17 protein-coding genes, 2 pseudogenes and 1 riboswitch are annotated in these 20,179 nt (G+C 67.8%); of the genes and pseudogenes, 11 read left to right on the top strand and 8 right to left on the bottom strand.

Translation table 11 applies throughout. The features are described 5' to 3' along the window. Positions 1 to 1,302, bottom strand: a complete 1,302-nt coding sequence (locus D7X96_RS07870; RefSeq protein ID WP_121769380.1) for an AHH domain-containing protein — start codon at positions 1,300 to 1,302, stop codon at positions 1 to 3. Between the two features lie 160 nt (positions 1,303 to 1,462). Beyond that, positions 1,463 to 1,535, top strand: a riboswitch (S-adenosyl-L-homocysteine riboswitch). Between the two features lie 96 nt (positions 1,536 to 1,631). On the opposite strand from D7X96_RS07870, the gene ahcY reads away from it, so the two are divergent. Next, on the top strand, positions 1,632 to 3,062 hold the full coding sequence (ahcY, locus tag D7X96_RS07865) for an adenosylhomocysteinase (RefSeq protein ID WP_120549590.1): 1,431 nt from the start codon (positions 1,632 to 1,634) through the stop codon (positions 3,060 to 3,062). A gap of 68 nt (positions 3,063 to 3,130) precedes the next feature. On the opposite strand, the gene sthA is transcribed toward ahcY, so the two are convergent. Both sthA and D7X96_RS41895 read right to left on the bottom strand, forming a co-directional pair. After that, the gene (gene sthA, locus D7X96_RS07860) at positions 3,131 to 4,528 is read right to left on the bottom strand and encodes a Si-specific NAD(P)(+) transhydrogenase (protein ID WP_120549589.1); all 1,398 of its coding nucleotides are present in this window, start codon (positions 4,526 to 4,528) and stop codon (positions 3,131 to 3,133) included. A gap of 162 nt (positions 4,529 to 4,690) precedes the next feature. Beyond that, positions 4,691 to 4,896 (bottom strand): annotated as a pseudogene (locus D7X96_RS41895) (ISL3 family transposase); the annotation flags it as partial. 140 nt (positions 4,897 to 5,036) lie between these two features. On the opposite strand from D7X96_RS41895, the gene D7X96_RS07855 reads away from it, so the two are divergent. The 5 genes from D7X96_RS07855 (at position 5,037) to D7X96_RS07835 (ending at position 10,798) form a co-directional block, all read left to right on the top strand. Further along, positions 5,037 to 5,459 (top strand): cupin domain-containing protein, encoded by a 423-nt coding sequence (locus D7X96_RS07855; RefSeq protein ID WP_120549588.1) that lies wholly within the window; start codon positions 5,037 to 5,039, stop codon positions 5,457 to 5,459. A gap of 227 nt (positions 5,460 to 5,686) precedes the next feature. Next, entirely contained in the window at positions 5,687 to 6,412 is a 726-nt protein-coding gene (locus tag D7X96_RS07850) for a succinate dehydrogenase cytochrome b subunit (protein ID WP_121769379.1), read from the top strand. Between the two features lie 2 nt (positions 6,413 to 6,414). Continuing rightward, positions 6,415 to 8,328 (top strand): fumarate reductase/succinate dehydrogenase flavoprotein subunit, encoded by a 1,914-nt coding sequence (locus D7X96_RS07845; RefSeq protein ID WP_121769378.1) that lies wholly within the window; start codon positions 6,415 to 6,417, stop codon positions 8,326 to 8,328. Between the two features lie 233 nt (positions 8,329 to 8,561). Then, on the top strand, positions 8,562 to 9,332 hold the full coding sequence (locus D7X96_RS07840; protein WP_120549585.1) for a succinate dehydrogenase/fumarate reductase iron-sulfur subunit: 771 nt from the start codon (positions 8,562 to 8,564) through the stop codon (positions 9,330 to 9,332). Beyond that, positions 9,329 to 10,798, top strand: a complete 1,470-nt coding sequence (locus D7X96_RS07835; protein ID WP_120549584.1) for a molybdopterin-dependent oxidoreductase — start codon at positions 9,329 to 9,331, stop codon at positions 10,796 to 10,798. Before D7X96_RS07840 ends, D7X96_RS07835 begins: the two co-directional genes overlap by 4 nt. Before the next feature lie 151 nt (positions 10,799 to 10,949). On the opposite strand, the gene D7X96_RS07830 is transcribed toward D7X96_RS07835, so the two are convergent. Then, positions 10,950 to 11,405, bottom strand: coding sequence for a cupin domain-containing protein (locus D7X96_RS07830; RefSeq protein WP_120549583.1), 456 nt, complete (start codon positions 11,403 to 11,405; stop codon positions 10,950 to 10,952). An 83-nt stretch (positions 11,406 to 11,488) separates the two neighbouring features. Between D7X96_RS07830 and pdxR the strand changes: the two genes are divergently transcribed. After that, positions 11,489 to 12,928 (top strand): MocR-like pyridoxine biosynthesis transcription factor PdxR, encoded by a 1,440-nt coding sequence (gene pdxR / locus D7X96_RS07825; RefSeq protein WP_121769377.1) that lies wholly within the window; start codon positions 11,489 to 11,491, stop codon positions 12,926 to 12,928. Between the two features lie 165 nt (positions 12,929 to 13,093). Continuing rightward, positions 13,094 to 13,747, top strand: a complete 654-nt coding sequence (locus tag D7X96_RS07820) for a DUF4328 domain-containing protein (RefSeq protein WP_158626313.1) — start codon at positions 13,094 to 13,096, stop codon at positions 13,745 to 13,747. A gap of 3 nt (positions 13,748 to 13,750) precedes the next feature. Here D7X96_RS07820 and D7X96_RS40820 read toward each other — a convergent pair whose 3' ends face one another. The 3 genes and pseudogenes from D7X96_RS40820 to D7X96_RS07810 form a co-directional block, all read right to left on the bottom strand. Further along, complete coding sequence (locus tag D7X96_RS40820) at positions 13,751 to 13,939, bottom strand: hypothetical protein (protein ID WP_244219494.1); 189 nt, start codon at positions 13,937 to 13,939, stop codon at positions 13,751 to 13,753. 379 nt (positions 13,940 to 14,318) lie between these two features. Next, positions 14,319 to 14,564: pseudogene (locus D7X96_RS40815) on the bottom strand (NADP-dependent oxidoreductase); the annotation flags it as partial. Between the two features lie 11 nt (positions 14,565 to 14,575). Further along, positions 14,576 to 15,169, bottom strand: a complete 594-nt coding sequence (locus D7X96_RS07810) for a DUF2239 family protein (RefSeq protein ID WP_120549580.1) — start codon at positions 15,167 to 15,169, stop codon at positions 14,576 to 14,578. A 95-nt stretch (positions 15,170 to 15,264) separates the two neighbouring features. On the opposite strand from D7X96_RS07810, the gene D7X96_RS07805 reads away from it, so the two are divergent. From D7X96_RS07805 to D7X96_RS07795, 3 genes are all read left to right on the top strand, one after another. Beyond that, positions 15,265 to 16,767 carry an acetyl-CoA acetyltransferase gene (locus D7X96_RS07805; RefSeq protein WP_121769376.1) on the top strand — a complete coding sequence of 501 codons (1,503 nt, stop codon included), beginning with the start codon at positions 15,265 to 15,267 and terminating at the stop codon, positions 16,765 to 16,767. Between the two features lie 121 nt (positions 16,768 to 16,888). After that, positions 16,889 to 18,931, top strand: a complete 2,043-nt coding sequence (locus tag D7X96_RS07800) for an endo-1,3-alpha-glucanase family glycosylhydrolase (RefSeq protein ID WP_121769375.1) — start codon at positions 16,889 to 16,891, stop codon at positions 18,929 to 18,931. Between the two features lie 229 nt (positions 18,932 to 19,160). Next, entirely contained in the window at positions 19,161 to 19,580 is a 420-nt protein-coding gene (locus tag D7X96_RS07795; protein ID WP_147468258.1) for a hypothetical protein, read from the top strand. Here the strand turns inward: D7X96_RS07795 and D7X96_RS07790 are convergent. Then, a complete protein-coding gene (locus D7X96_RS07790) occupies positions 19,577 to 20,119 on the bottom strand; it encodes a hypothetical protein (RefSeq protein ID WP_120549575.1) in 543 nt (180 codons plus the stop codon). The genes D7X96_RS07795 and D7X96_RS07790 overlap by 4 nt on opposite strands. Between the last annotated feature and the right edge of the window lie 60 nt (positions 20,120 to 20,179).

The raw sequence follows: 20,179 nt of genomic DNA, 5'->3' as shown, positions 1-20,179 counted from the left end.
TCAACCCTCCACTTTCACAATGAGACTCCGTAACTCGGAACCTTGCGTCAGAAGCTCGTTGGCTATCCTCGCCAGTTCCTTCATCAAGCTGGCCCGGCATGACTCCGTCGTTCGGCAGTTCGCGACCGAACGTTCAAGGCGCCGGACGACCTTCTGGTGGTACAGCTCAGGGTGTGGACCTTCGTGCCCGTTGAGCCTCACCTTGTTGGCAGCGTCTTCGAGTGTCATCCCGGCCTTCTCGAATAGCTTCGCGCACTGAGGGGTCCAGGGACCGCCAGTAGCATCGGAGATGAAGTTCTTGTTCGTGCAGATGTGATGAACAGGCCCCGTCTCGTCACCGGGAAACCGCCCCTCTCCGTACAGCGCAAGAACCGCGGCAGCCCCCGGTGCCAGGGCCACATTCAGCACTCCCGCGGCAGGCAGCGCGATGGAGGTCACGCCGCCATTCAGTGCCGTCCCGAGCTGGAATCCCGCCTCGGCTTGTCCGCGAACCGCGGCCTGGGGGAAGCCCGGGAGCCTGGGCCCCTGGGCCGCCATCGCGTTCCTGCCGCCCAGGGCCGCTGTGATGAGCAACACGAGGACACGCGTCCCGTTCGTGCCGAGCACCTTCCCGAAGCGGTGCCCGATGTCCTGCAACTCGATGACGCTCGTCGCCGTCCCTGCGTCGTCCCATAACCGCACGAAGCCCCGGCCCATCTCCCAGACCGGCACCACCCCCAGGTAGGCCACCAGCGCCGCGGTCAGTGCCACCGCGATGACCTTCGTGACGGGCTCGGGCAGCGTCATCGTGACGAGCACGGACAACGCGGCCGCGGTCACCATGCCCTTGAGGGCCACCGGGTTCAGCAGCTTGCCGATCTCGGCCTCGACGCTCCCCCAGACCGTGTCCAGCGCGAACGACAGCGCCATCAACGTCCGGTCCTTGCGCGAGAACGGCAGCCCGGTCCCGCCTGCAAGGGTCAAGCACTCGTCCCCATCAGGGCAGAGGCGCGCGTACAACGACTCGGGCGAACCTCCATCCCCTGGATCCGCAAGGCCCTTCGAGGACGCCAGCAGGGCCCGGGACCGCACCCACCCACGTTGGTCGGCCTCGTCCGCTTCACGAAAAGCAACATCCATGCGCATGTCCAGGAGGAGCTGCGTGAGGGCCGCCTTGAACGCGTCCTCGCTCACCTGGACCGGATCCACCTTCACGGAGTCGTGGACCACCTGCCTGCCGTTCCCCATGTCGAGATGGACGACGCGAGGGGTCGCACACCCTCCCATCAAAAGCAGTGACGCGATAAGCCAGGGTAATCGCATGAGTTCGCCTCGAGGGCCGCACCGATGTCCGACACGGCGATGGGATGCTCGCCCGCTCCCCCGGCTGTCCGCCAGGGCACCTCCAGGTACGACTTCCGCCTGACCCCAGAGAGGCAAACACCCTTTGAAATTCCGGGCGCCTTCCCGTAGTTTCCCCCGCGACTTCGAGGAGCGTTGCGAGGCCCTCCCGGCCCCAGGCTCGAAGCCGAATGACCCAACGGCGCTCACCTGTACGCGTTTCTTGCGAGGGTGAGGCGGCCTTTTCTTCCAGGGCCGGCAAAGCCTCTTCCTTGCCAGCACGGCGCGCCACCTGGATCCGGAGCCACACCATGACCGCGGTTACCAAGCAGCAGAATCAGGACTACGCCATCGCCGACCTCAAGCTCGCCAGCTGGGGCCGCAAGGAGATCCGCATCGCCGAGAGCGAGATGCCCGCGCTCATGGCGATCCGCGAGGAATACGCCAAGCAGCAGCCCCTCAAGGGCGCCCGCGTCACGGGCTCGCTGCACATGACCATCCAGACCGCCGTGCTGGTGGAGACCCTCCAGGCGCTGGGCGCGCAGGTCCGCTGGGCGTCGTGCAACATCTTCTCCACGCAGGACCACGCGGCCGCCGCGCTGGTGGAGGCCGGCACCCCGGTGTTCGCCCACAAGGGCGAGTCCCTCAAGGAGTACTGGGACTTCACCCACCGCATCTTCGAGTTCGGCCCCGCCGGCAGCGACCACGAGGGTCCGAACATGATCCTCGACGACGGCGGTGACGCCACGCTGCTCATGCACCTGGGCAAGCGCGCGGAGAAGGACCAGTCCCTCCTCGCCAACCCCCAGAGCGAGGAGGAGCGCGAGCTGTACGCCTCCATCAAGGCCAAGCTCGCCGAGGACGCCACCTGGTACTCGCGCAAGAGCGCCAAGATTCTGGGCGTCACGGAAGAGACCACGACGGGCGTGCACCGCCTGCAGGAGATGTCCGCCAAGGGCACGCTCCTGTTCCGCGCCATCAACGTCAACGACAGCGTGACGAAGAGCAAGTTCGACAACCTCTACGGCTGCCGTGAGTCCCTGGTGGACGGCATCAAGCGCGCCACGGACGTGATGGTGGCCGGGAAGATCGCCGTCGTCGCGGGCTACGGCGACGTGGGCAAGGGCTCCGCGCAGGCCCTGCGCGCGCTGTCCGCCCAGGTGTGGGTGACCGAAATCGACCCCATCTGCGCGCTCCAGGCCGCGATGGAGGGCTACCGCGTCGTGACCATGGACTACGCCGCGGACAAGGCGGACATCTTCGTCACCGCCACGGGCAACAAGTCCGTCATCACCCATGAGCACATGGCCAAGATGAAGGACCAGGCCATCGTCTGCAACATCGGCCACTTCGACAACGAAATCGAGGTCGCCTCCCTGGAGCAGTACAAGTGGGAGGAGATCAAGCCCCAGGTCGACCACGTCATCTTCCCGGACAACAAGCGCATCATCCTGCTGGCCAAGGGCCGCCTGGTGAACCTGGGCTGCGGCACGGGCCACCCCAGCTACGTGATGTCCAGCTCCTTCGCGAACCAGACCATCGCGCAGATCGAGCTGTACTCGCACAGCGACAAGTACCAGGTGGGCAAGGTCTACGTGCTGCCCAAGCACCTGGATGAGAAGGTCGCCCGCCTCCAGCTGAAGAAGCTCAACGCCCAGCTCACGGAGCTCACCCCGGAGCAGGCGCAGTACATCGGCGTGCAGAAGAGCGGCCCGTACAAGCAGGACACCTACCGCTACTAAGCGCTGCCTGACGTGACACACCCGGGGCACCGTGGGCCTTCAATCAGCCCGCGGTGCCCTTCGTGTTTTCAGAACAGCCGGTTGAGGCCGTTGAGCGCCGCCACGCGGTACGCCTCCGCCATGGTGGGGTAGTTGAAGGTCGTGTTGATGAAGTAGTCGATGCCGTTGCCCGGCCAGTCCTGCGCCATGATGGCCTGGCCGATGTGGATGATCTCCGACGCGTTGTCCCCGAAGCAGTGGATGCCCAGAATCTCTCGCGTCTCCCGGTGGAACAGCAGCTTGAGCATGCCCACGGTGCGGCCGGTGATTTGCGCGCGCGCCAGGCTCTTGAAGAAGGCGTGGCCCACTTCGTAGGGGACGCCCGCCTGGGTGAGCTCGCGCTCGGTGCGGCCCAGGCTGCTGATTTCGGGGCTGGTGTAGATGCCGGTGGGGATGTCCTTCACCAGCTTGTGCTCCATGCGCCCCTCCACGATGTGCGTGGCGGCGAAGCGGCCCTGGTCATAGGACGCGCTCGCCAGGGACGGGGCGCCCACCACGTCGCCCACCGCGTAGATGTGCGGCACGGACGTCTGGTAGCCGTCGTTCACCTGGATGCACCCGCGTGAGTCCACCGCGATGCCCAGCGCCTCCAGCCCCAGGTCCTGGCTGTTGCCGGAGCGGCCGTTGGCCCAGAGGAAGACGTCCGCCTTCAGCCGCTTGCCGCTCTTCAGGTGCAGCACCACGCTGTCGTCGTGCGGCTCCACGGAGACCATCTCCTCCTGGTGGCGGATGAGCACGCCCTGTTCACGCAGGTGGTAGGAGAGGGCGTCGGAGATCTCGTCGTCCAGGAAGGACAGCAGCCGGTCGCGCGTGTTCACCAGGTCCACCTTCACGCCGAGCATCCGGAACATGGAGGCGTACTCGCAGCCGATGACGCCCGCGCCGTAGATGATCATCGACAGCGGGGACTCGCTCAGCTTGAGGATGGTGTCCGAGTCGAAGATGCGCGGGTGGCGGAAGTCCACGCCCGCGGGCCGGTAGGGCCGGGAGCCCGTGGCGACGACGAAGGCGTCCGCGGTGAGCAGCTCCACGGAGCCGCGCGGCTCCGTCACCTCCACCGTGTGCGCGTCCCGGAACTTCGCGCGGCCCACCACCAGCTCCACCCGGTTGCGCTCGTAGAAGGTGGTGCGCAGCTGCACCTGCTTGGAGACGACGTTGGTCGCCTTGCGCATCATGTCCTTGAACGTGGTGTGCCGGGCCAGCTCCGCCCGCAGCTCCGGGTGGTCCAGCTGCACGTCCAGGAGCCGCTGGATGGCGTGGCGCAGCGCCTTGGAGGGGATGGTGGCGGTGTGCGTGCAGGCCCCGCCCACCAGCGCACCCTGTTCCACGGTGCACACCTTGCGGCCGGACTTCACCGCCTTCATCGAGGCCCCTTCACCGCCGGGACCGGAGCCGAGGACCACCACGTCGAACCGCCGAGCGCTCATGGGCCCGGAGTGTTCCCCCAACCCCGGCCCCAGGGGAAGAAATCACCCTGGAGCCGGGCACTGCTTCACACATCAGGTTCGCGGGACGGCTTCAGTAGGACGCCTTCAGCGTCAGCCCGGAGTCGTCCGAGTAGCCCTTGATCATCACGTGGTAGACGCCCGCCGTGTCATCCAGCGTTCCACCCTCTGCCGCCCATTCAGTAGCAGGTGCCAGCGGTCCGCGATCTGCTGTGCCGCCGGAGCGCCCGATGTTGCCGCTCGTGCATCTTCCATCGGCCGGTCTCTGGCGATGACGGCAATGCCGGATGGCGACACAGTGCTGCTCCAGGTCGACGAGACGAGTGACTGGGGACCAGGCAGGCAGGACATCCTGCTCCCGTGCCTTCCATGCGCACCCTCAGGCCAGGGATTGAGGGTTGAGACTCAGACGAAGCGGAGGAGCATCGTTTGAGCCCGGTGAGACAGTGCTGATAGGCAATTGGAGTGATGATCGGCCAAGGAGCATTCAATGGGAAAGATTGAGGAGGGTTATTCCCTCGAGCAACACGTCGAAGGTCAATCACGTCACCTCGATGCTCCGGAGCTTGGCCTGGACCTGGCGCGGGAGATGGAGGAACTGCGACAGGGCGCGCCCTTCTGGACCAATGGCCACAGTGCCAAGACGCTCGTGAAGTACACGGACCTGCGCGTGGTCTTGATGGCGTTCAAGTCAGGAGCGCGCCTTGGCCAGCACGGCACTGTGGGCCAGATCTCCCTCCAGGTGTTGGCGGGACGGGTCCGGCTGGTGCTCGAGGGGCAGCAGTTCGAGTTGTCCAAGGGCGGGCTGTTTGCGCTCGGCTCATCGGTTCCCCATGACGTCGAGGCCATTGAAGAGAGCGCCGTACTGCTGACGATCGCCTGGCCCCAGGTAGGCGTCGCCAGCCACCCTTGACCCCATCCTCGGCAACGACCTGGCATCTGCGCCAGGTTGTTGTCACTGGGCCCTGGGGGCTGGGCCTCTGTCTCATGTCTGCAGGGAGCGCGTGGACGCAAGAGAGGTGCATCCCCGGTACGTTGCCGTATGCCTGACGCCGTACATAGACATGAGCGTCTGAGCACCTGCGCGGCCCACCTCCAGAAGGGCGAAGACCATGACCTCCTCCATGACTGGATGCATCCATGGCCGCGCTTGAAAACGCGCTCGCTGACGATGACGCGAGCGCCGCACCGCTCGACTCAGCCCGTGCGGCACCACACCGCGGGCACTGGGGCACGACGGTCGGGATGAAGATACTGATGGCGGCGACCGGCGTCGTCCTGGTCGTCTTCCTCGTCTTCCACCTGGCCGGCAACCTGCTCGTGTACCAGGGGGCGGGGGCGCTCAATGCCTACTCCGCGCTGCTTCGCCGCGAGCCGCTATTGCTGTGGCTCGCGCGAGCCGTCCTCCTCTTCGCGGTGTGTGTGCACATCGCCGCCGCCGCCCGACTGGGGTGGCGTGATTTTCAGGCTCGCCCGGTTCGCTATCGGCAGCTGGTTCCGCAGTCCGCCACGCTCGCGTCGCGGACGATGCGATGGAGTGGGCTTGGAATCGCCACGTTCGTCGTCTTCCATCTTTTACATCTCACCACCGGGACCATCCGGCCCGCACCATTCGAGGAGGTCGATGTATACCGCAACGTCGTCGGCGGGTTCCGCGTCGGCTGGGTGGCGATCGTTTACCTCGTCGCCATGGTGCTCATCGGGATGCACGTCTGGCATGGAGCATGGGCGTCACTCAGGAGCCTTGGGGTCTCCCGCCCCTCACTCCACCCGAAGCGCCGTCCCGTCGCATGGGTCCTTGCACTCCTGCTCTGGGCCGGCTTCACGAGCATTCCGATCGCGGTCCTGCTCGGGGTGGTGCGCTAGCCATGGAGCTCGACGCGAGGATTCCATCCGGTCGACTCGAGGAGAAATGGGACCTGCGCCTGCGGGAAGGGCATCTCGTCGGCCCTAACAACCGCCGGAAGTACACCCTCCTGGTGGTCGGCTCGGGACTGGCCGGCGCCGCGGCCGCGGCGACGCTCGGCGAGCTCGGCTACCGCGTGCACTGTTTCTGCTTCCAGGACTCGCCGCGCCGGGCGCACAGCATCGCCGCCCAGGGCGGCATCAACGCCGCGAAGAACTACCGCAACGACGGTGACAGCGTCTGGCGCCTCTTCCACGACACCCTCAAGGGGGGCGATTTCCGTTCGCGCGAGGCCAACGTCTATCGGCTGGCCCAGCTCAGCAACCAGCTCATCGACCAGTGCGTCGCGCAAGGGGTGCCGTTCGCGCGCGAGTACGGGGGGACTCTGGCGACCCGCTCGTTTGGCGGCGCGCTCGTCTCCCGAACCTTCTACGCGCGCGGCCAGACGGGCCAGCAGCTTCTGCTCGGCGCGTACCAGGCCCTGGAGCGGCAAGTCCAGGCCGGGCAGGTGTGCATGCACCCTCGCACTGAGATGCTCGATGTCGTCGTCGAGGACGGCCGAGCGCGGGGCATCGTCGTGCGCAGCCTCGTCACGGGCGGGATTCGCTCGCTGGCTGGCGACGCGGTGCTCCTGGCTACCGGGGGGTACGGCAACATCTACTATCTGTCCACCAACGCGCGCGGCGCCAACGCGACCGCCATCTGGCGCGCTCATCGCCGCGGTGCCGCGTTCGCCAATCCCTGCTTCACCCAAATCCACCCGACGTGCATCCCGGCCAGCGGCGCGCATCAATCGAAGCTCACCCTGATGAGCGAGTCCCTCCGCAACGACGGTCGCGTATGGGTGCCGGGTAGGGCGGGCGACGTCAGAGCGCCGCGCGACGTCCCCGAGGACGACAGGGACTACTACCTCGAACGTCGCTACCCCACCTACGGGAACCTCGCACCGCGAGACATCGCGTCGCGCGCAGCGAAAGAGGTCTGCGACCAGGGCCGGGGCGTCGGACCGGGTCGAAGGGGCGTCTACCTCGACTTCTCCGAGGCCATCCGGCGGCTTGGAGAGCACGTCATCCGCGAGCGCTACGGCAACCTCTTCGAGATGTACGAGCAGATTACCGGAGAGAATCCCTACCGGGTGCCCATGCGCATCTATCCGGCAGTCCATTACGCGATGGGTGGCCTCTGGGTGGACTATGACCTTCAAAGCACCCTTCCCGGGCTCTACGTCCTTGGCGAGGCCAATTTCTCCGACCATGGGGCGAACCGGTTGGGCGCGAGCGCTCTCATGCAGGGATTGGCCGATGGCTACTTCATCGCGCCGAACACGATATGTGACGAGCTCGCGCGGCAGGGACCCCGTTCGAACAAAGTGGATGGACCGGCGTTCCGGGACGCCGAGCGCGAAGTGAAGTCCAAGCTCGAACGGCTGCTCGGTTGCCGGGGAGCACGAACCGTCGATGACCACTTTCGCGAGCTCGGGGCGCTTCTGTGGGAACACTGCGGCATGGCGCGCAATGAGCGCGGGCTCACGCGTGCGCTCGAGCGGATCCCGGAGCTGCGTAGCGCCTTTTGGCAGGATCTCCGGCTGCCGGACACCGGGGAGGAACTGAACCAGTCCCTCGAACGGGCAGGGCGCCTCGCGGACTACTACGAGCTCGCCGACCTCATGTGCCGGGACGCGCTTGAGCGGCGCGAATCATGTGGCGCGCACTTTCGCGAGGAGCATCAGACGCTCGACGGCGAAGCGAAACGCGACGACGAGAATTTTGCCCACGTGTCGGTCTGGGCGCACCGCGGAGACAGGGCCCCGCCGGCACTTCATAAAGAGCCACTCGCGTTCGAGGCGGTGGCCGCCGAGACGAGGAGCTACAAGTAGCCAAAGGGAGCCGTCATGGCATTACGCAATGCATCCGCACGCTGGGTGGGAAGCCTCAAGGGAGCTTGCTCGTTCGCCTCGCGCTTTGAAGAAGGGCCGGGCACCAATCCCGAAGGGCTTTGGGGCGCGGCACAAGCGGACCGCATCGCGATGGCCTTATCGCCAATCTTGGGTCAGGCGGGCTTCAAGAACACCAGGAACCACCTCGTCTGCGAAGCCAGGCTCGTGGCCAGATGAACCTGGTCCTGCACATCTGGCGGCAGAAGGCTCCTCAAACGGAAGGTGGGTTCACCCGTTACGAGGTCCGGGGCATTACCTCGGAGATGTCCTTCCTCGAGATGCTCGACGTTCTAAACGAGCGGCTCACATCCGAGGGCAACTCACCCATCGCGTTCGAGAGCGACTGCCGGGAGGGCATCTGCGGCACGTGCGGCTTCATGATTGATGGCATCGCCCACGGCCCCGTTGCGGGCACGGCTGTCTGCCAGCTCCACATGCGCCACTTCACGGATGGGATGGAGCTTACGCTGGAGCCCTGGCGTGCACGTGCATTCCCCGTCCTGAAGGACCTCGTCGTCGACCGGAGCGCCCTGGATCGCATCATCGCGGCCGGCGGCTTCGTCACCGCGCCGACCGGGGCAGCGACAGAGGCAAACGTAACCCGGGTGCCAAAACAGAGCATCGAGGCCGCAATGGATGCCGCGGCCTGCATCGGGTGCGGGGCGTGTGTGGCGGCCTGCCCCAACGCCTCGGCCGCGCTGTTTACGGGAGCGAAGATTTCCCATCTGGGGCTCCTGCCTCAAGGCCAGCCCGAGCGCGAGCGTCGCGCCATTGGCATGGTCAAGCAGATGGACGCGGAGTCGTTTGGCAACTGCTCGTGGCATGGCGAGTGTCAGGATGCCTGCCCCAAGCGGATCAGCATTGATGTCATCGCTCGTATGAACCGGGACTCTCTTCGCGCGGCTATCGCGCGGCCGTCGGACGGCGGGGATGGCAGTTCATGAATCCGTTCGCCCAAGCGTTCGGCTTCCTCCATTGGATCGGCATCAGCCACTACCTGAATCTGCTGCTCGTCGGGTTCATGGTGCGGAGCGGCCTGGAGATCCTGAGCGCGCATCCGAAGCTCTACTGGCGCGATGACTGCAACCCCGGGAGCGAATGGTTGCGGCTCAGCCGGAAGAAGATGCCGGCGGACAGGCTGTGGACGGGCGCCGACGAGGAAACAGCCTTCTCGTCCTTCATCGCGTTGCCCGGCCGGCGCAACCTCGGCATGGGCCGCCACTGGCACTTCTTCTGCGCGATCTTCTGGATCCTGAATGGTCTCGTTTATGTCGGCCTCCTGTTCGGCACCGGCCAGTGGCGACGGCTCGTGCCCACGTCGTGGGGCATCTTCCCGGAGGCGGCCCGCGACGTGTGGACCTATCTGCACTTCCACGCGCCCCCGGCCGGTCATCCCTACAACGCGATCCAGCAGCTGACCTACGCCAGCGTCGTGTTCGTGCTGGCGCCCCTATTGATGCTCACCGGGGCGGCGATGTCACCGGCGGTCGCGGCGCGCTTCCCCTGGTACGTGCGGCTATTCGGCGGCCGACAACCCGCGCGTAGCATCCATTTCCTCTCGCTGGTCGCGATGGTCGCCTTCACGTTCGTCCATGTCCTGCTCGTCGCTGTCGAAGATTTCCCGCGCAACATGGCGTGGATCATCCACGGGGACTATTCAAGCGAGCGGGTTGCGGTGTGGATCGGCGTCGCCGGCCTCGGCGTCGTGTTGGTGTTGCACGTCTGGGCCACGCTCTTCAGCTTGAAGCACCGCCGCTCGGTGCAGCGCTGGCTCGGCTGGGTCATCGAGCCGATGCGCCGCGCTCTGCTCCATCACGTCACCTCTCGCCAGCGCTACACCGAGGATGACATTTCGCCGTTCTTCCGGGTCAACGGTTACCCGCCGGCCTCCGCAGAGTACCAGCGCCTGGCTGAGCGTGGATTCATCGAGTGGCGCCTCTCGGTGGGCGGTCTCGTCGAGGCTCCGCTCGAGCTTTCGCTGGCCGACCTGCGCGCGCTTCCTAAACAGACTCAGATCACCAAGCACCACTGCATTCAGGGCTGGTCCGCCGTCGGCGAGTGGGCGGGCGTCGCGGTCGCCGAAATGCTCGACCGCTGCCGGCCCCTCCCGAGCGCGCGCTACCTCGTGCTGCGCGGCTTCGACGAACTCGACGGTCGAGGTTACTACGAGACCATCGACCTCGAGCTGGCTCGTCATCCGCAGACCCTCCTCGCCTACGAGATGAATGGAGCGCCGTTGCCGATCCCGCACGGAGCGCCGTGCCGATTGCGTGTCGAGACGCAGCTTGGATTCAAGATGGTCAAGTACCTGCGCTCAATCGAGCTCGTAGAGGACTATCACCAGCTCGGCGACGGACAGGGCGGGTTTCGCGAGGACACCCAGTTCTACGGGCAGGAGGCGGGCATCTGATGAAGCGGCTTGGGGGTACCTCCTGGGATACGCGCGTGCCTCTTCGACCTTGATGGCGTGCTCACCGAGTCGGCGACGCTCTCTGTGGGATGCATGCCATTGATGCGGACCTGCCCGGCGCGCTCGGCGGGTGGAAATTCCTCTCTTCGGGTCACTCGCAGGTGGCGCGGAACTCCGCGCCATGCTCCTGGCACCAGCGGCGGTACGTCTCCAGCCGCTCCGCGGGGCTCACGCTCCGGAGCACCTGGCCGTCCTCGCCCAGGTATTCGATGCCGCCCTTCACGGTGATGTGCAGGACCAGGGGTTCGTCGCCCACGACCTGCCAGCTGTCGACGTTGCCGGGCGGTTCATAGACATACGTGCCCGGGCCAATCACCTCGCCGGTGTCGAGCAGCTTGCGGCTGCCGGAGAGGTTGAAGGCGTGTGACTCGCCGAGGTGGCGGTGCCGGGGGATGAGGGTGCCGGGCTCCAGGCGGAAGAGGTACATCCAGCCGCTGCCGTCGCGGAAGAAGCGCAGCGGCTTGAACGCGAGCCCGGGCCGGCCCATGGGGATCCACGGCAGGCGCTCGGAGTCGATGGGGTGGGAGGCGTAGAGGGCGTGGGTCATGGCGGCAGGATGCGTCGCCGCTGGCCCGGTGACAGGGCCAGGATTGGCGAATTCCATTGGGCCAATCCGTGGGAGGATGCGGCATGGACTTCCATGTGGAACTCCGGGGGCGCCGCGACCTGGCCGGGCAGATCTACCGGGGCCTGCGCGCGGCCATCCTGGACGGACGCCTGCGGCATGGCGAGCGGCTGCCGCCCACGCGCGAGCTGGCCCTGCGCCTGGACGTGGCTCGCAACACCGTGGGCGTGGCGTATGAATGGCTCACCGCGGAGGGGCTCATCGCGGGGCGCACGCGCGCGGGGAGCTTCGTCCAGGGGGAGGCGTCCCGGCCGCGTGGCAGGGCAGGGCGGGAGGCCCAGGTGCCGCTGCGCGCGCGGGCCTTCTGGCGGTCGCTGCCGGACCTGCCCGCGCCGCTGGCTCCCGCCGCGTATGACTTTGGCGTGGGCAGTCCGGATGTCTCGGGCTTCCCCTTTGAATCCTGGCGCCGGCTGGTGGCGCGTCAGCTGCGGGCCGCCACGGTGTCCGGCGGCTACGTGAACGCGGCAGGGCACCTGGGGCTGCGGGAGGCGGTGGCTCGGCACGTGGGCGTCGCGCGGGGCGTGCGCGCGGAGGCGGACGACGTGCTCATCACCAACGGCGCGCAGCAGGCGCTGGACCTCGTGGGCCGGGTGCTCATCGAGCCGGGGGACTGCGTCGCCATGGAGGAGCCGGGCTATCCGCCCGCGCGGCAGGTGTTCCAGTCGCTGGGCGCGCGCGTGGTGCCCGTGCCCGTGGACCCAGAAGGGCTGGACGTGGCGGCGCTGCCGGACGCCGCGCGGCTCGTCTACGTCACGCCGTCCCATCAGTTTCCGCTGGGCATGCCCATGTCGCCCGCGCGCAGGGTGGCGCTGCTGGAGTGGGCGAAGCGGCGGGACGCGGTGGTGATTGAAGACGACTACGACAGCGAGTTCCGCTTTGGCGGCCGGCCGCTGGAGACGTTGCATGGGATGGACCGCTCCGGGCGGGTGCTCTACGTGGGGTCGTTCTCGAAGGTGATGGTCCCCATGCTGCGGTTGGGATTCCTGGTCGCGCCGCCGTCGCTCCAGCGGGAGCTGCGGTGGGCCCGGCGCGTGATGGACTGGCACAGCCCGGTGCCGGAGCAGGCCGCGCTCGCGAGGTTCATCGACAGCGGGCTGCTGGCGCGGCACATCCGCAAGATGCGGCGCGAGTACGAGGCGCGGCACGAGCGCGTGGCGGAAGGGCTCGCGCGCCACTGTGGCGACTGGCTCCAGGCGGTGCCCTCCGTGGCGGGGCTGCACCTGTGCGCGACGTTCCGGCGGGGAGGCCTGGCGCTGGAGCGGGAGACGGTGGCGCGGGCCCGCACTGTGGGCGTGGGACTCATCACCCTGTCGCGCTACTTCGCGGGGCCGCGCGCCCGGCCGGGGCTGGTGCTGGGGTATGGCGGCATTCCCGCCGCGCGCATTCCAGAAGGGCTCCGGCGGCTGGGCGCCAGCCTTGCCCATGTAGGATTGACGAAGGATTGAGGACCGGGCCTGATTCCTCTCATGGTCGATGCAGTCGAGGGGGACGTCGCGTCACGGCCCGTGTGCCCGCAGCATCCCGAACGGGAAGCGGTGCTCACCTGCGCGCGGTGTGGAAGATACGCGTGCTCAGGGTGCGTGGCGGGCGAAGGCCGATGCCGCGAGTGCTTGCGGCTCTCCGCGCTGGAGGTGCCGGACTCGCGCGCGCGGGCGCGCCGGGCCACGGTGCTGCAATACGCCCAGGTCGGAACGTCCCTGGTGGGCGTGCTCTTCGGCCTCCTGGTACGCCCTGAAATCGAGGGCCAGGCGAGGCTCCAGTACGTGGCCGAGAACAGCTTCCTGTTCCTGGTCTTCGTGGTCACGCTGGCCGAGAAGATCAGCTTCCTGATGTGGGTCCACCGTGTGGTCCGTCAGCTCGAGGGCCTGGGGATGGATATTGGGAGGAGCCCTGCGGGTGCGGTCTGGATGTGGCTGATCCCCTTCATCAGCTGGTGGAAGCCGTACGGCGTGATGCGGGACATCGCGGAGCGACTGGGGGGAATGCGCTTCGTCGCGTCGCTTCCCCTGCAGTGGTGGTGGACATCGCACATCCTGGCGCTGGTCCTGGATCGGGTCGAAACGGGTCTGTCATCCCGCCCGATTGCAGCGGTCGACAGCACCGCGGGCACGGTGGCGGGAGTCCTGGCCTCGGTCAGTGCCGCGGCCATGTCGCTCCTCTGCGTGCAGATCATCAAGGACCTCCAGGCGCGGCTCGACCGGCGCCGTGAGGGGCTGGACGAGGAGGAGGCTCCGGCCGCCGGGGATGTGGCCGAAGCGGCGTGATGCTCAGACGCGGACCAGCTGCTTGCCCAGGTTGCGGCCCTCGAACAATCCGCGCAGCGCGGAGGGCGCCTGCTCCAGTCCTTCCGCGATGGTCTCCGCCAGGACGAACTTGGCCCTGGCGGACCAGGTGGACAGCTCGCGGAAGGCCTCTGGGAAGCGCGCGACGTGGTCCAGGAAGATGAAGCCCTCCACCCTGGGGCGCCAATGCCTGGAGCCGCGCCCGGACGTCCTCGGACTTGTAGTCGATGCAGGCGTCGAAGCGGGCGACGCGGGTGACCCAGTCCGCCTTGTGCGCACCGCCCGCGATGCCGATGACACGGCAGCCCCGCAGCCGTGCAATCTGTCCGGCGATGGAGCCCACGCTGCCCGCGGCGCCGGAGACCAGCACCGTCTCACCTGGAGCGGCGCGGCCTATGTCCGTCATGCCAATCCACGCGGTCAGCCCGCTGGCGCCGTACAGGTTCAGCATGGCCCGGGGGTCGATGCCGTCCGGCACCTTGTTGAAGCCAAAGAGGCCCGCGTCACCGGCCAGCGCGTACTCCTGCCAGCCCGTCAGCCCCGTCACCCAATCGCCCACGGCGAGCCGTTCCGAGCGGGACGCGATGACCTGCCCGACGCCGGCCCCACGCATGACCTCGCCAGGCTCGACGGGCCGGATGTAGGTCGCGTGGGGATTGAGCCACGTGCGCTGGGTGGGTTCGATGGCGAGCCAGGCGACCCGCACGAGCGCTTCGCCGGGACCCGGGGTGGGGATGGGTGTCCGGCGCCATTCGAAGCAGGCGTCGGAGACCGCGTCCTGGGGACGCGACTTGAGCACCCACTGGTGGTTCAAGGCGTCTCCTTGGAGAAGGCAGGGGCCGCGAGCCTCCGGGCGCAGTCGCGGATGTCGTCCGGCCAGCTCCGGGTCCACTTGTTGAAGCGGGCGCGGTCCCCCGCGTAGAGCGCGCGAGCGGCCTCCTCGTAGCCTGGAACGTTGCCCGCCATCGTGGTCATGAAGCGGTCCGCGGCGGCCTGGGCGCGGCGGACGCGGTCGGCGTCGCCGCTGTTCGCGCGAGCGGCTTCCACCAGCTTGCGCAAGGCCACGGACGCGCCGCCGGGCTGCTCGGCCAGCCACTCCCAGTGGCGGGGCAGCAGCGTCACCTCGCGGGCCACCACGCCCAGCTTCGGACGGCCGGGGCCTCGGGGCTCGGAGGACTCGGCGGCCGGGTCCGGCGCGGGCTTGAGGCGGGCGAGTACGTCCTCCAGCGTGCCGCGCAGGTGGAAGTCCACCGTCAGGCCCGTGGCATCGTCGAACAGGAGCAGTGATTCGGACTCGCCCGCGTCGAGTGAGGCCTTGGCGGCGGTGACGACCTCGGAGGGGGAGCCGGAGGCAAGCAGGCGCTGTCCGGCGAAGGCGGTCCAGGTGGCGGTGGGTGACGGCATGGAGGAAATATTACCCGGATAGAAACGGCCGTCAATTATACCCGGATGATATCCGTGCGTTGACCGGGATGGCGGGCCGTGGGAGCAGGTGGGGCATGAAGGACGCGAACAGGATTCCCGTCATCGTGGGCGTGGGGCAGGTGAACGACCGGCCGGAGGATCCGCTGCGGGGCCTGGACTCCCTGGGCTTGATGGAGGCCGCGCTGCGAGTGGCGGACGCGGACGCGGGCGGTGGGTGGCTCGCCCGGCTGGATTCGCTGGCGGTGGTGGATCAGCTCTCGTTCCGGCAACTGGGGCCGTTGCCGCTCGCGCTGGCGGAGCGCCTGGGGGCCCGGCCGCGCTTCCAGGAACAGACGGCGGAGGCGAGTGGCGACAGCCCGGTGCGCCTGCTCCACGAGGCCGCCAACCGCGTTGCCTCCGGCGCGGTGGAGGTCGCGGCGGTCGTGGGCGGTGAGGCGCTGCGCACGGCATCCCGGCGTGCGGCGCTGGCGGCCGGGGACGCGCCTTCCGCGCACAACGCCGCGACCACCATCGGTGTCCAGGCGCACGCGGACTACCGGAAGCGCTACGGCCTCAACTCCCCGGTGGACGTCTATCCGCTGTATGAGAACGCAGGCCGGGCCGCGTATGGACAGACGCTGGCGGAGGCGCAGCGGGAGAGCGGCGAAATCTGGTCGAGGTTCTCCCAGGTCGCGGCGGGCAACCCAGGCGCGTGGATCCGCGAGCCCTTGACCGTGGATGAGATTGTCACGCCCTCGCCGTCCAACCGGCCCATCGCGTTTCCGTACTGCAAGCGGATGGTGGCGAACAGCGCCGTGAACCAAGGCGCCGGGTTCCTGGTCACCAGCCTGGCGAATGCGCTGGCGCGGGGCATCCCGGAGGACCGCCTCGTGTACGTGGGGCAGGGGGCGGCCGCGCACGAGCCGGAGGACTTCCTCGCACGCGATGGTTACGCGAGTTCTCCGAGCATGGCGGTGTCGCTGCGCCGTGCGCTGGAGCTGAATGGGTTGACCGTCGACATGCTCGACTTCGTGGAGCTCTACAGCTGCTTCCCCTGTGTGCCGAAGATGGCGCGCCGGGTGCTGGGCTGGCCGCTGGAGAAGCCCGCGACGGTGTTCGGCGGCCTCACGTTCGGCGGCGGCCCCATCGCCAACTACATGAGCCACGTGGTGGTCAGCATGGTTCAGCGGCTGCGCGAGCAGGGACGCCACGGCCTGCTCTTCGGCAACGGTGGCTTCGCGACGTACAACCACAGCCTCGTGCTCACGCGTGAGCCGCCGCCCGCCGCAACCCTGCCCCAGTCCTTCGAGCATCAGGCGGAAGCAGACGCCGCGCGAGGCCCCGTCCCTCCGTTCGTGGAGGACTTCACCGGCCCCGGCCGCATCGAGACATACACGGTGCTGTACGAACGCGACGGCAGCCCGAGGTTCGGCGTCATCGTCGGACGCGCGGCATCCGGTGAGCGCTTCCTCGCGAAGGTCCCGGCGCAGGACACTGCGGGAATCGACTTCCTGTGTGACGGCAAGGAGGAGCCCGTCGGCAGTAGCGGGCACGCCGTCGCTGGCCCCGGGGGCGACGTCCTCTGGCACCGGGCTTAAGCCGTTAATCCAGAAGCAACCGTTTCAGCTCCACCGCGACAATGGAGCCTGCTCGCTCGTGTCTCGCCATCCGGTTCGTGATGGCGAAACAGGAAAATGCGAGCTGGAACGGAGCCTGTGGATGCACGCCGCGAATCACAACTCGAAGAGCACCTGGAAGGTCCTGTCCCTGGGGCTGCTGGCCGCGTGGATGGGCTGTGGCGGAGAGCCGCTGCAGGAATCCCTGGAGTCGCAGCAGGACGCGCTCGTGGACGGCTACAACCTCGTCGTCACGGGCGTGAGCCCGACGACGGTGGTTCCGAGCAGTGCCGTCACCTTCAGCGCGACCATCCGGAACGCGGGGAACGTCGCGACGCCCGCGGGCATCGTCCACGGCCTCTCTTTCTGGGTGAACGGGACGCAGGTGTCGTGGTCGGACACGTACACGAGCTCCATCGCGCCGGGGGCCAGCGTCACGCTCACCGCCAACTCCGGCCCCGCGGGGACGAAGGTGTGGACCGCGCCGGCCACGGCGGGGGCCCACACGCTCCTCGCGCATGTGGATGACATCAACCGCCTGCCGGCGGAGACCAACGAAAGCGACAACCAGTCCAGCTTCCCACTGAGCGTGGCGGCCGCCGCGGCCTGCTCGGACCGGGTGCGCAACGGCACCGAGACGGGAGTCGACTGCGGGCCGGACTGTGGCCCCTGTGAGTGGGCGTTCACGGCGGTGCCGCGCACCACGCTCCGGACGTCGGCGAAGCGGGTGTATGCGCACTGGCACTACTACCCGGTGTCAATGGACAACACCAACCCGACGTCCAACGACTACTACGAGCGCAGCTACATCGCGGTGAACGGCGAGGGCGGAGTCCACGCGGCCTACGGCGGCATGATGCGCGAGCGGCCGCTCCCGAGACTGCCCCGCACGGAGACGGACTGGCGGCTTCGCGACGCGAAGGACGAAATCGAGCTCGCGGCGAGGATTGGCATCGATGGCTTCTATCTGAACCTGTGGACCGACAGCGACGTGAACAACGGCGCGGTGTGGACGCGGGCGAAGACGATTGCCGACGCGGCCTCGCAGGCCGGCGCCTTCGACATCATCCCCAACTTCGACATGACGATCCTGGGTTCGGGGAGCCAGGCGGGGGACCAGGACCTGATGATTCGCATCCTGGGCCAGATGAAGGGATACACGGCGCTCCTGCGGCGCCCGGACGGGAAGTATGTCGTGGGCCTGTTCAACCCCGCCGCGCAGGGCCGGACGGCGGCGTTCTACGCCACCGTGAAGCAGCGCGCGTCCACGGAGCTGGGCATGAGCCTGTACCTGGTGCCCGTCTTCCTGGGCACGGGGAGCACGGCGCTCTTCGAGGAGTACAAGAACGTGGGGGATGCCTACGCGGGGTGGGGGACGGCCGTCCCGGTGACGACGGCGGGGTACTCCGGGAGCCTGAAGACGAAGGCGGCCGGGTACGGGAAGCCGTGGATCCACCCGATGAGCAGCCAGGACTACCGGCCCAAGAACAAGGCCTTCTGGGAGGCGCGCAACTCCCTGACGCTCCGCTCCATCTGGGAGAATGTGATTGCGGATGGCATGGACGAGGTCCAGATCGTCACCTGGAACGACCAGCACGAACACCACAACATCCGGCCGTCGACGGGGAAGCAGTGGCCCGCGTACGACATGACCGCGTATTACATCCAGTGGTTCAAGACAGGCACGCGGCCGACCATCGAGCGCGACGTGCTGTATTACAACCACCGCATCCAGAATTCGTCCCTCGTGCCCACGACGCAGACCTCCGCGAACCTCGCGGTGTGCAAGGCAGGGTGCCCGGCGACGAATGACGTGGAGCTGGTGGGCTTCCTCACGTCCGCGGGCCGGCTGGAAATCACGCAGGGCTCGACGACCTATGGCGAGGACAAGACGGCGGGCGGCGTGCAGACCCTCCGGACGGCGTTGGCGGTGGGGACGCCGACCTTCCGGCTGAAGCGCTCGGGGGCCACCGTGGTGCAGTTCCAGAGCATGCACCCCATCGTGGGTTCCATGGCGTATCAGGACCTGCTGTACCGCGCCGGAAGCTCGGCCCGAGCGGCGCTCCCGTCCTGCGCGACCTCCTGTGCCAACGGCGAGGCCCGCTGCCGGCTGTGCCCCGGCGAGCCGATGTGGCTGAAGCGCTGAAGACGCTCGAGGGGCGCCCGGCCCCTGGCCGGATACTTGCTGAAGGAGGCGACAGCTCCTGCGCCGGTGCAGGGCACTGACCCTTGAATCGAGCCACCCGCCCGCCAGGTTGTCATCCTGGCGGGCCTGGGGGTGTGCCATTCCGGCACGGGCTTTCGAGGGAAGGAGACAGCGGGTGTTCACCGTCTTCGACTTGTGTCGGTTGCTGTCGGTTCTGGCGGGCGCGGCCGTGGGCGCATTCGTGGGGCACGGCCTCCTGGGATGGATGGGGGCAGCCGGGGGCGTGCCGGTGGGATGGGTGCTGGGATACGGGGTCGGCGGATTGCCGTTCCTCGTCGTCGCGAGGATCCTGAGCAACAACTTGCGTCGAACGGACCCGGCGTCGCTGAAGCAGCGCCTGGAGGCGGAGTACTACATCTCCCATCTGCTCCTGGCGGAGCTGGCACAGCGCGGCGAGGACCTGGCGCAGTACGAGGAGCCCATCCTCCAGCTGCTGCAAGCCGAGTCAGGGGACCGGCGGCAGCATGGGTGGACGAGCCTCCAGAGCTTCTACCCCGCCCGGGCGGAAGCGCTGGCGGACTACAAACCCGAGGCTTCGGCCGAGGCGTGTCGACAACAGGTGGAGCAGGCGATCGGCGCGAAAGCCTAGGGCTTGCAGTCCAGCCACTTGAAGAACGCGGCGTGGGCGGTGACTGCTTCAGCGGGGATGTTTCCGACCGAGCGCTGGAGGCAGTAATAGGCCTTGAGCTGCTGGTCCGCGGCCTTCGTCCGCGGACCCAGGAGCACTTCGAGCGGCTTCACCTTCAGCGTCTCCATCTCTTCCTTCATCAGGGGCCGTACGCCCTGGACCCCGTGAGACGCAAGCCGGGTGTCCAGGCGGGTGAGCTCTGGCTTCTGGCTCTTCGCCGACCAGGTGATTCGGGCCCAGGTGGGGCCGACGAACTCCCCGTCCCGCAGGCGCATGGGATTCATGCCTCGGGCGTACGCGTAGAAGGCAAACGTCGGCTCCACGAGGGGCCACGTCATGGGAAGCGGGTCGCTGAGGCGGGTATTCCAGCTGATGAACCCGGCGTCGGCTGGATTCCCCCGCTGCGTATCCACGGACTCCTTCCAGGTCTTTTCAGCCGTGGTCTTGATGCTGGCGACGATGGCTGCGGTGTCGACGGGCGGGCGGTCCGGCAAGCTCATGTGCTCTCCATGGATGACCAGCGTACCCCAGTCAACGCACCCAGCGCGGCTCCCTGCCGT

Source organism: Corallococcus interemptor, assembly GCF_003668875.1.
Taxonomy (GTDB): domain Bacteria; phylum Myxococcota; class Myxococcia; order Myxococcales; family Myxococcaceae; genus Corallococcus; species Corallococcus interemptor.
Note: the sequence above shows the minus strand (reverse complement) of the source record. Positions and strands in the feature narration are given on the sequence as shown.

Excerpts from the sequence above, each read along its gene's own strand:
- D7X96_RS07870 (WP_121769380.1), bottom strand. The coding sequence starts at position 1,302 with ATGCGATTACCCTGGCTTATCGCGTCACTGCTTTTGATGGGAGGGTGT.
- ahcY (WP_120549590.1), top strand. The coding sequence starts at position 1,632 with ATGACCGCGGTTACCAAGCAGCAGAATCAGGACTACGCCATCGCCGAC.
- sthA (WP_120549589.1), bottom strand. The coding sequence starts at position 4,528 with ATGAGCGCTCGGCGGTTCGACGTGGTGGTCCTCGGCTCCGGTCCCGGC.
- D7X96_RS07855 (WP_120549588.1), top strand. The coding sequence starts at position 5,037 with ATGGGAAAGATTGAGGAGGGTTATTCCCTCGAGCAACACGTCGAAGGT.
- D7X96_RS07850 (WP_121769379.1), top strand. The coding sequence starts at position 5,687 with ATGGCCGCGCTTGAAAACGCGCTCGCTGACGATGACGCGAGCGCCGCA.
- D7X96_RS07845 (WP_121769378.1), top strand. The coding sequence starts at position 6,415 with ATGGAGCTCGACGCGAGGATTCCATCCGGTCGACTCGAGGAGAAATGG.
- D7X96_RS07840 (WP_120549585.1), top strand. The coding sequence starts at position 8,562 with ATGAACCTGGTCCTGCACATCTGGCGGCAGAAGGCTCCTCAAACGGAA.
- D7X96_RS07835 (WP_120549584.1), top strand. The coding sequence starts at position 9,329 with ATGAATCCGTTCGCCCAAGCGTTCGGCTTCCTCCATTGGATCGGCATC.
- D7X96_RS07830 (WP_120549583.1), bottom strand. The coding sequence starts at position 11,405 with ATGACCCACGCCCTCTACGCCTCCCACCCCATCGACTCCGAGCGCCTG.
- pdxR (WP_121769377.1), top strand. The coding sequence starts at position 11,489 with ATGGACTTCCATGTGGAACTCCGGGGGCGCCGCGACCTGGCCGGGCAG.
- D7X96_RS07810 (WP_120549580.1), bottom strand. The coding sequence starts at position 15,169 with ATGCCGTCACCCACCGCCACCTGGACCGCCTTCGCCGGACAGCGCCTG.
- D7X96_RS07805 (WP_121769376.1), top strand. The coding sequence starts at position 15,265 with ATGAAGGACGCGAACAGGATTCCCGTCATCGTGGGCGTGGGGCAGGTG.
- D7X96_RS07800 (WP_121769375.1), top strand. The coding sequence starts at position 16,889 with ATGCACGCCGCGAATCACAACTCGAAGAGCACCTGGAAGGTCCTGTCC.
- D7X96_RS07790 (WP_120549575.1), bottom strand. The coding sequence starts at position 20,119 with ATGAGCTTGCCGGACCGCCCGCCCGTCGACACCGCAGCCATCGTCGCC.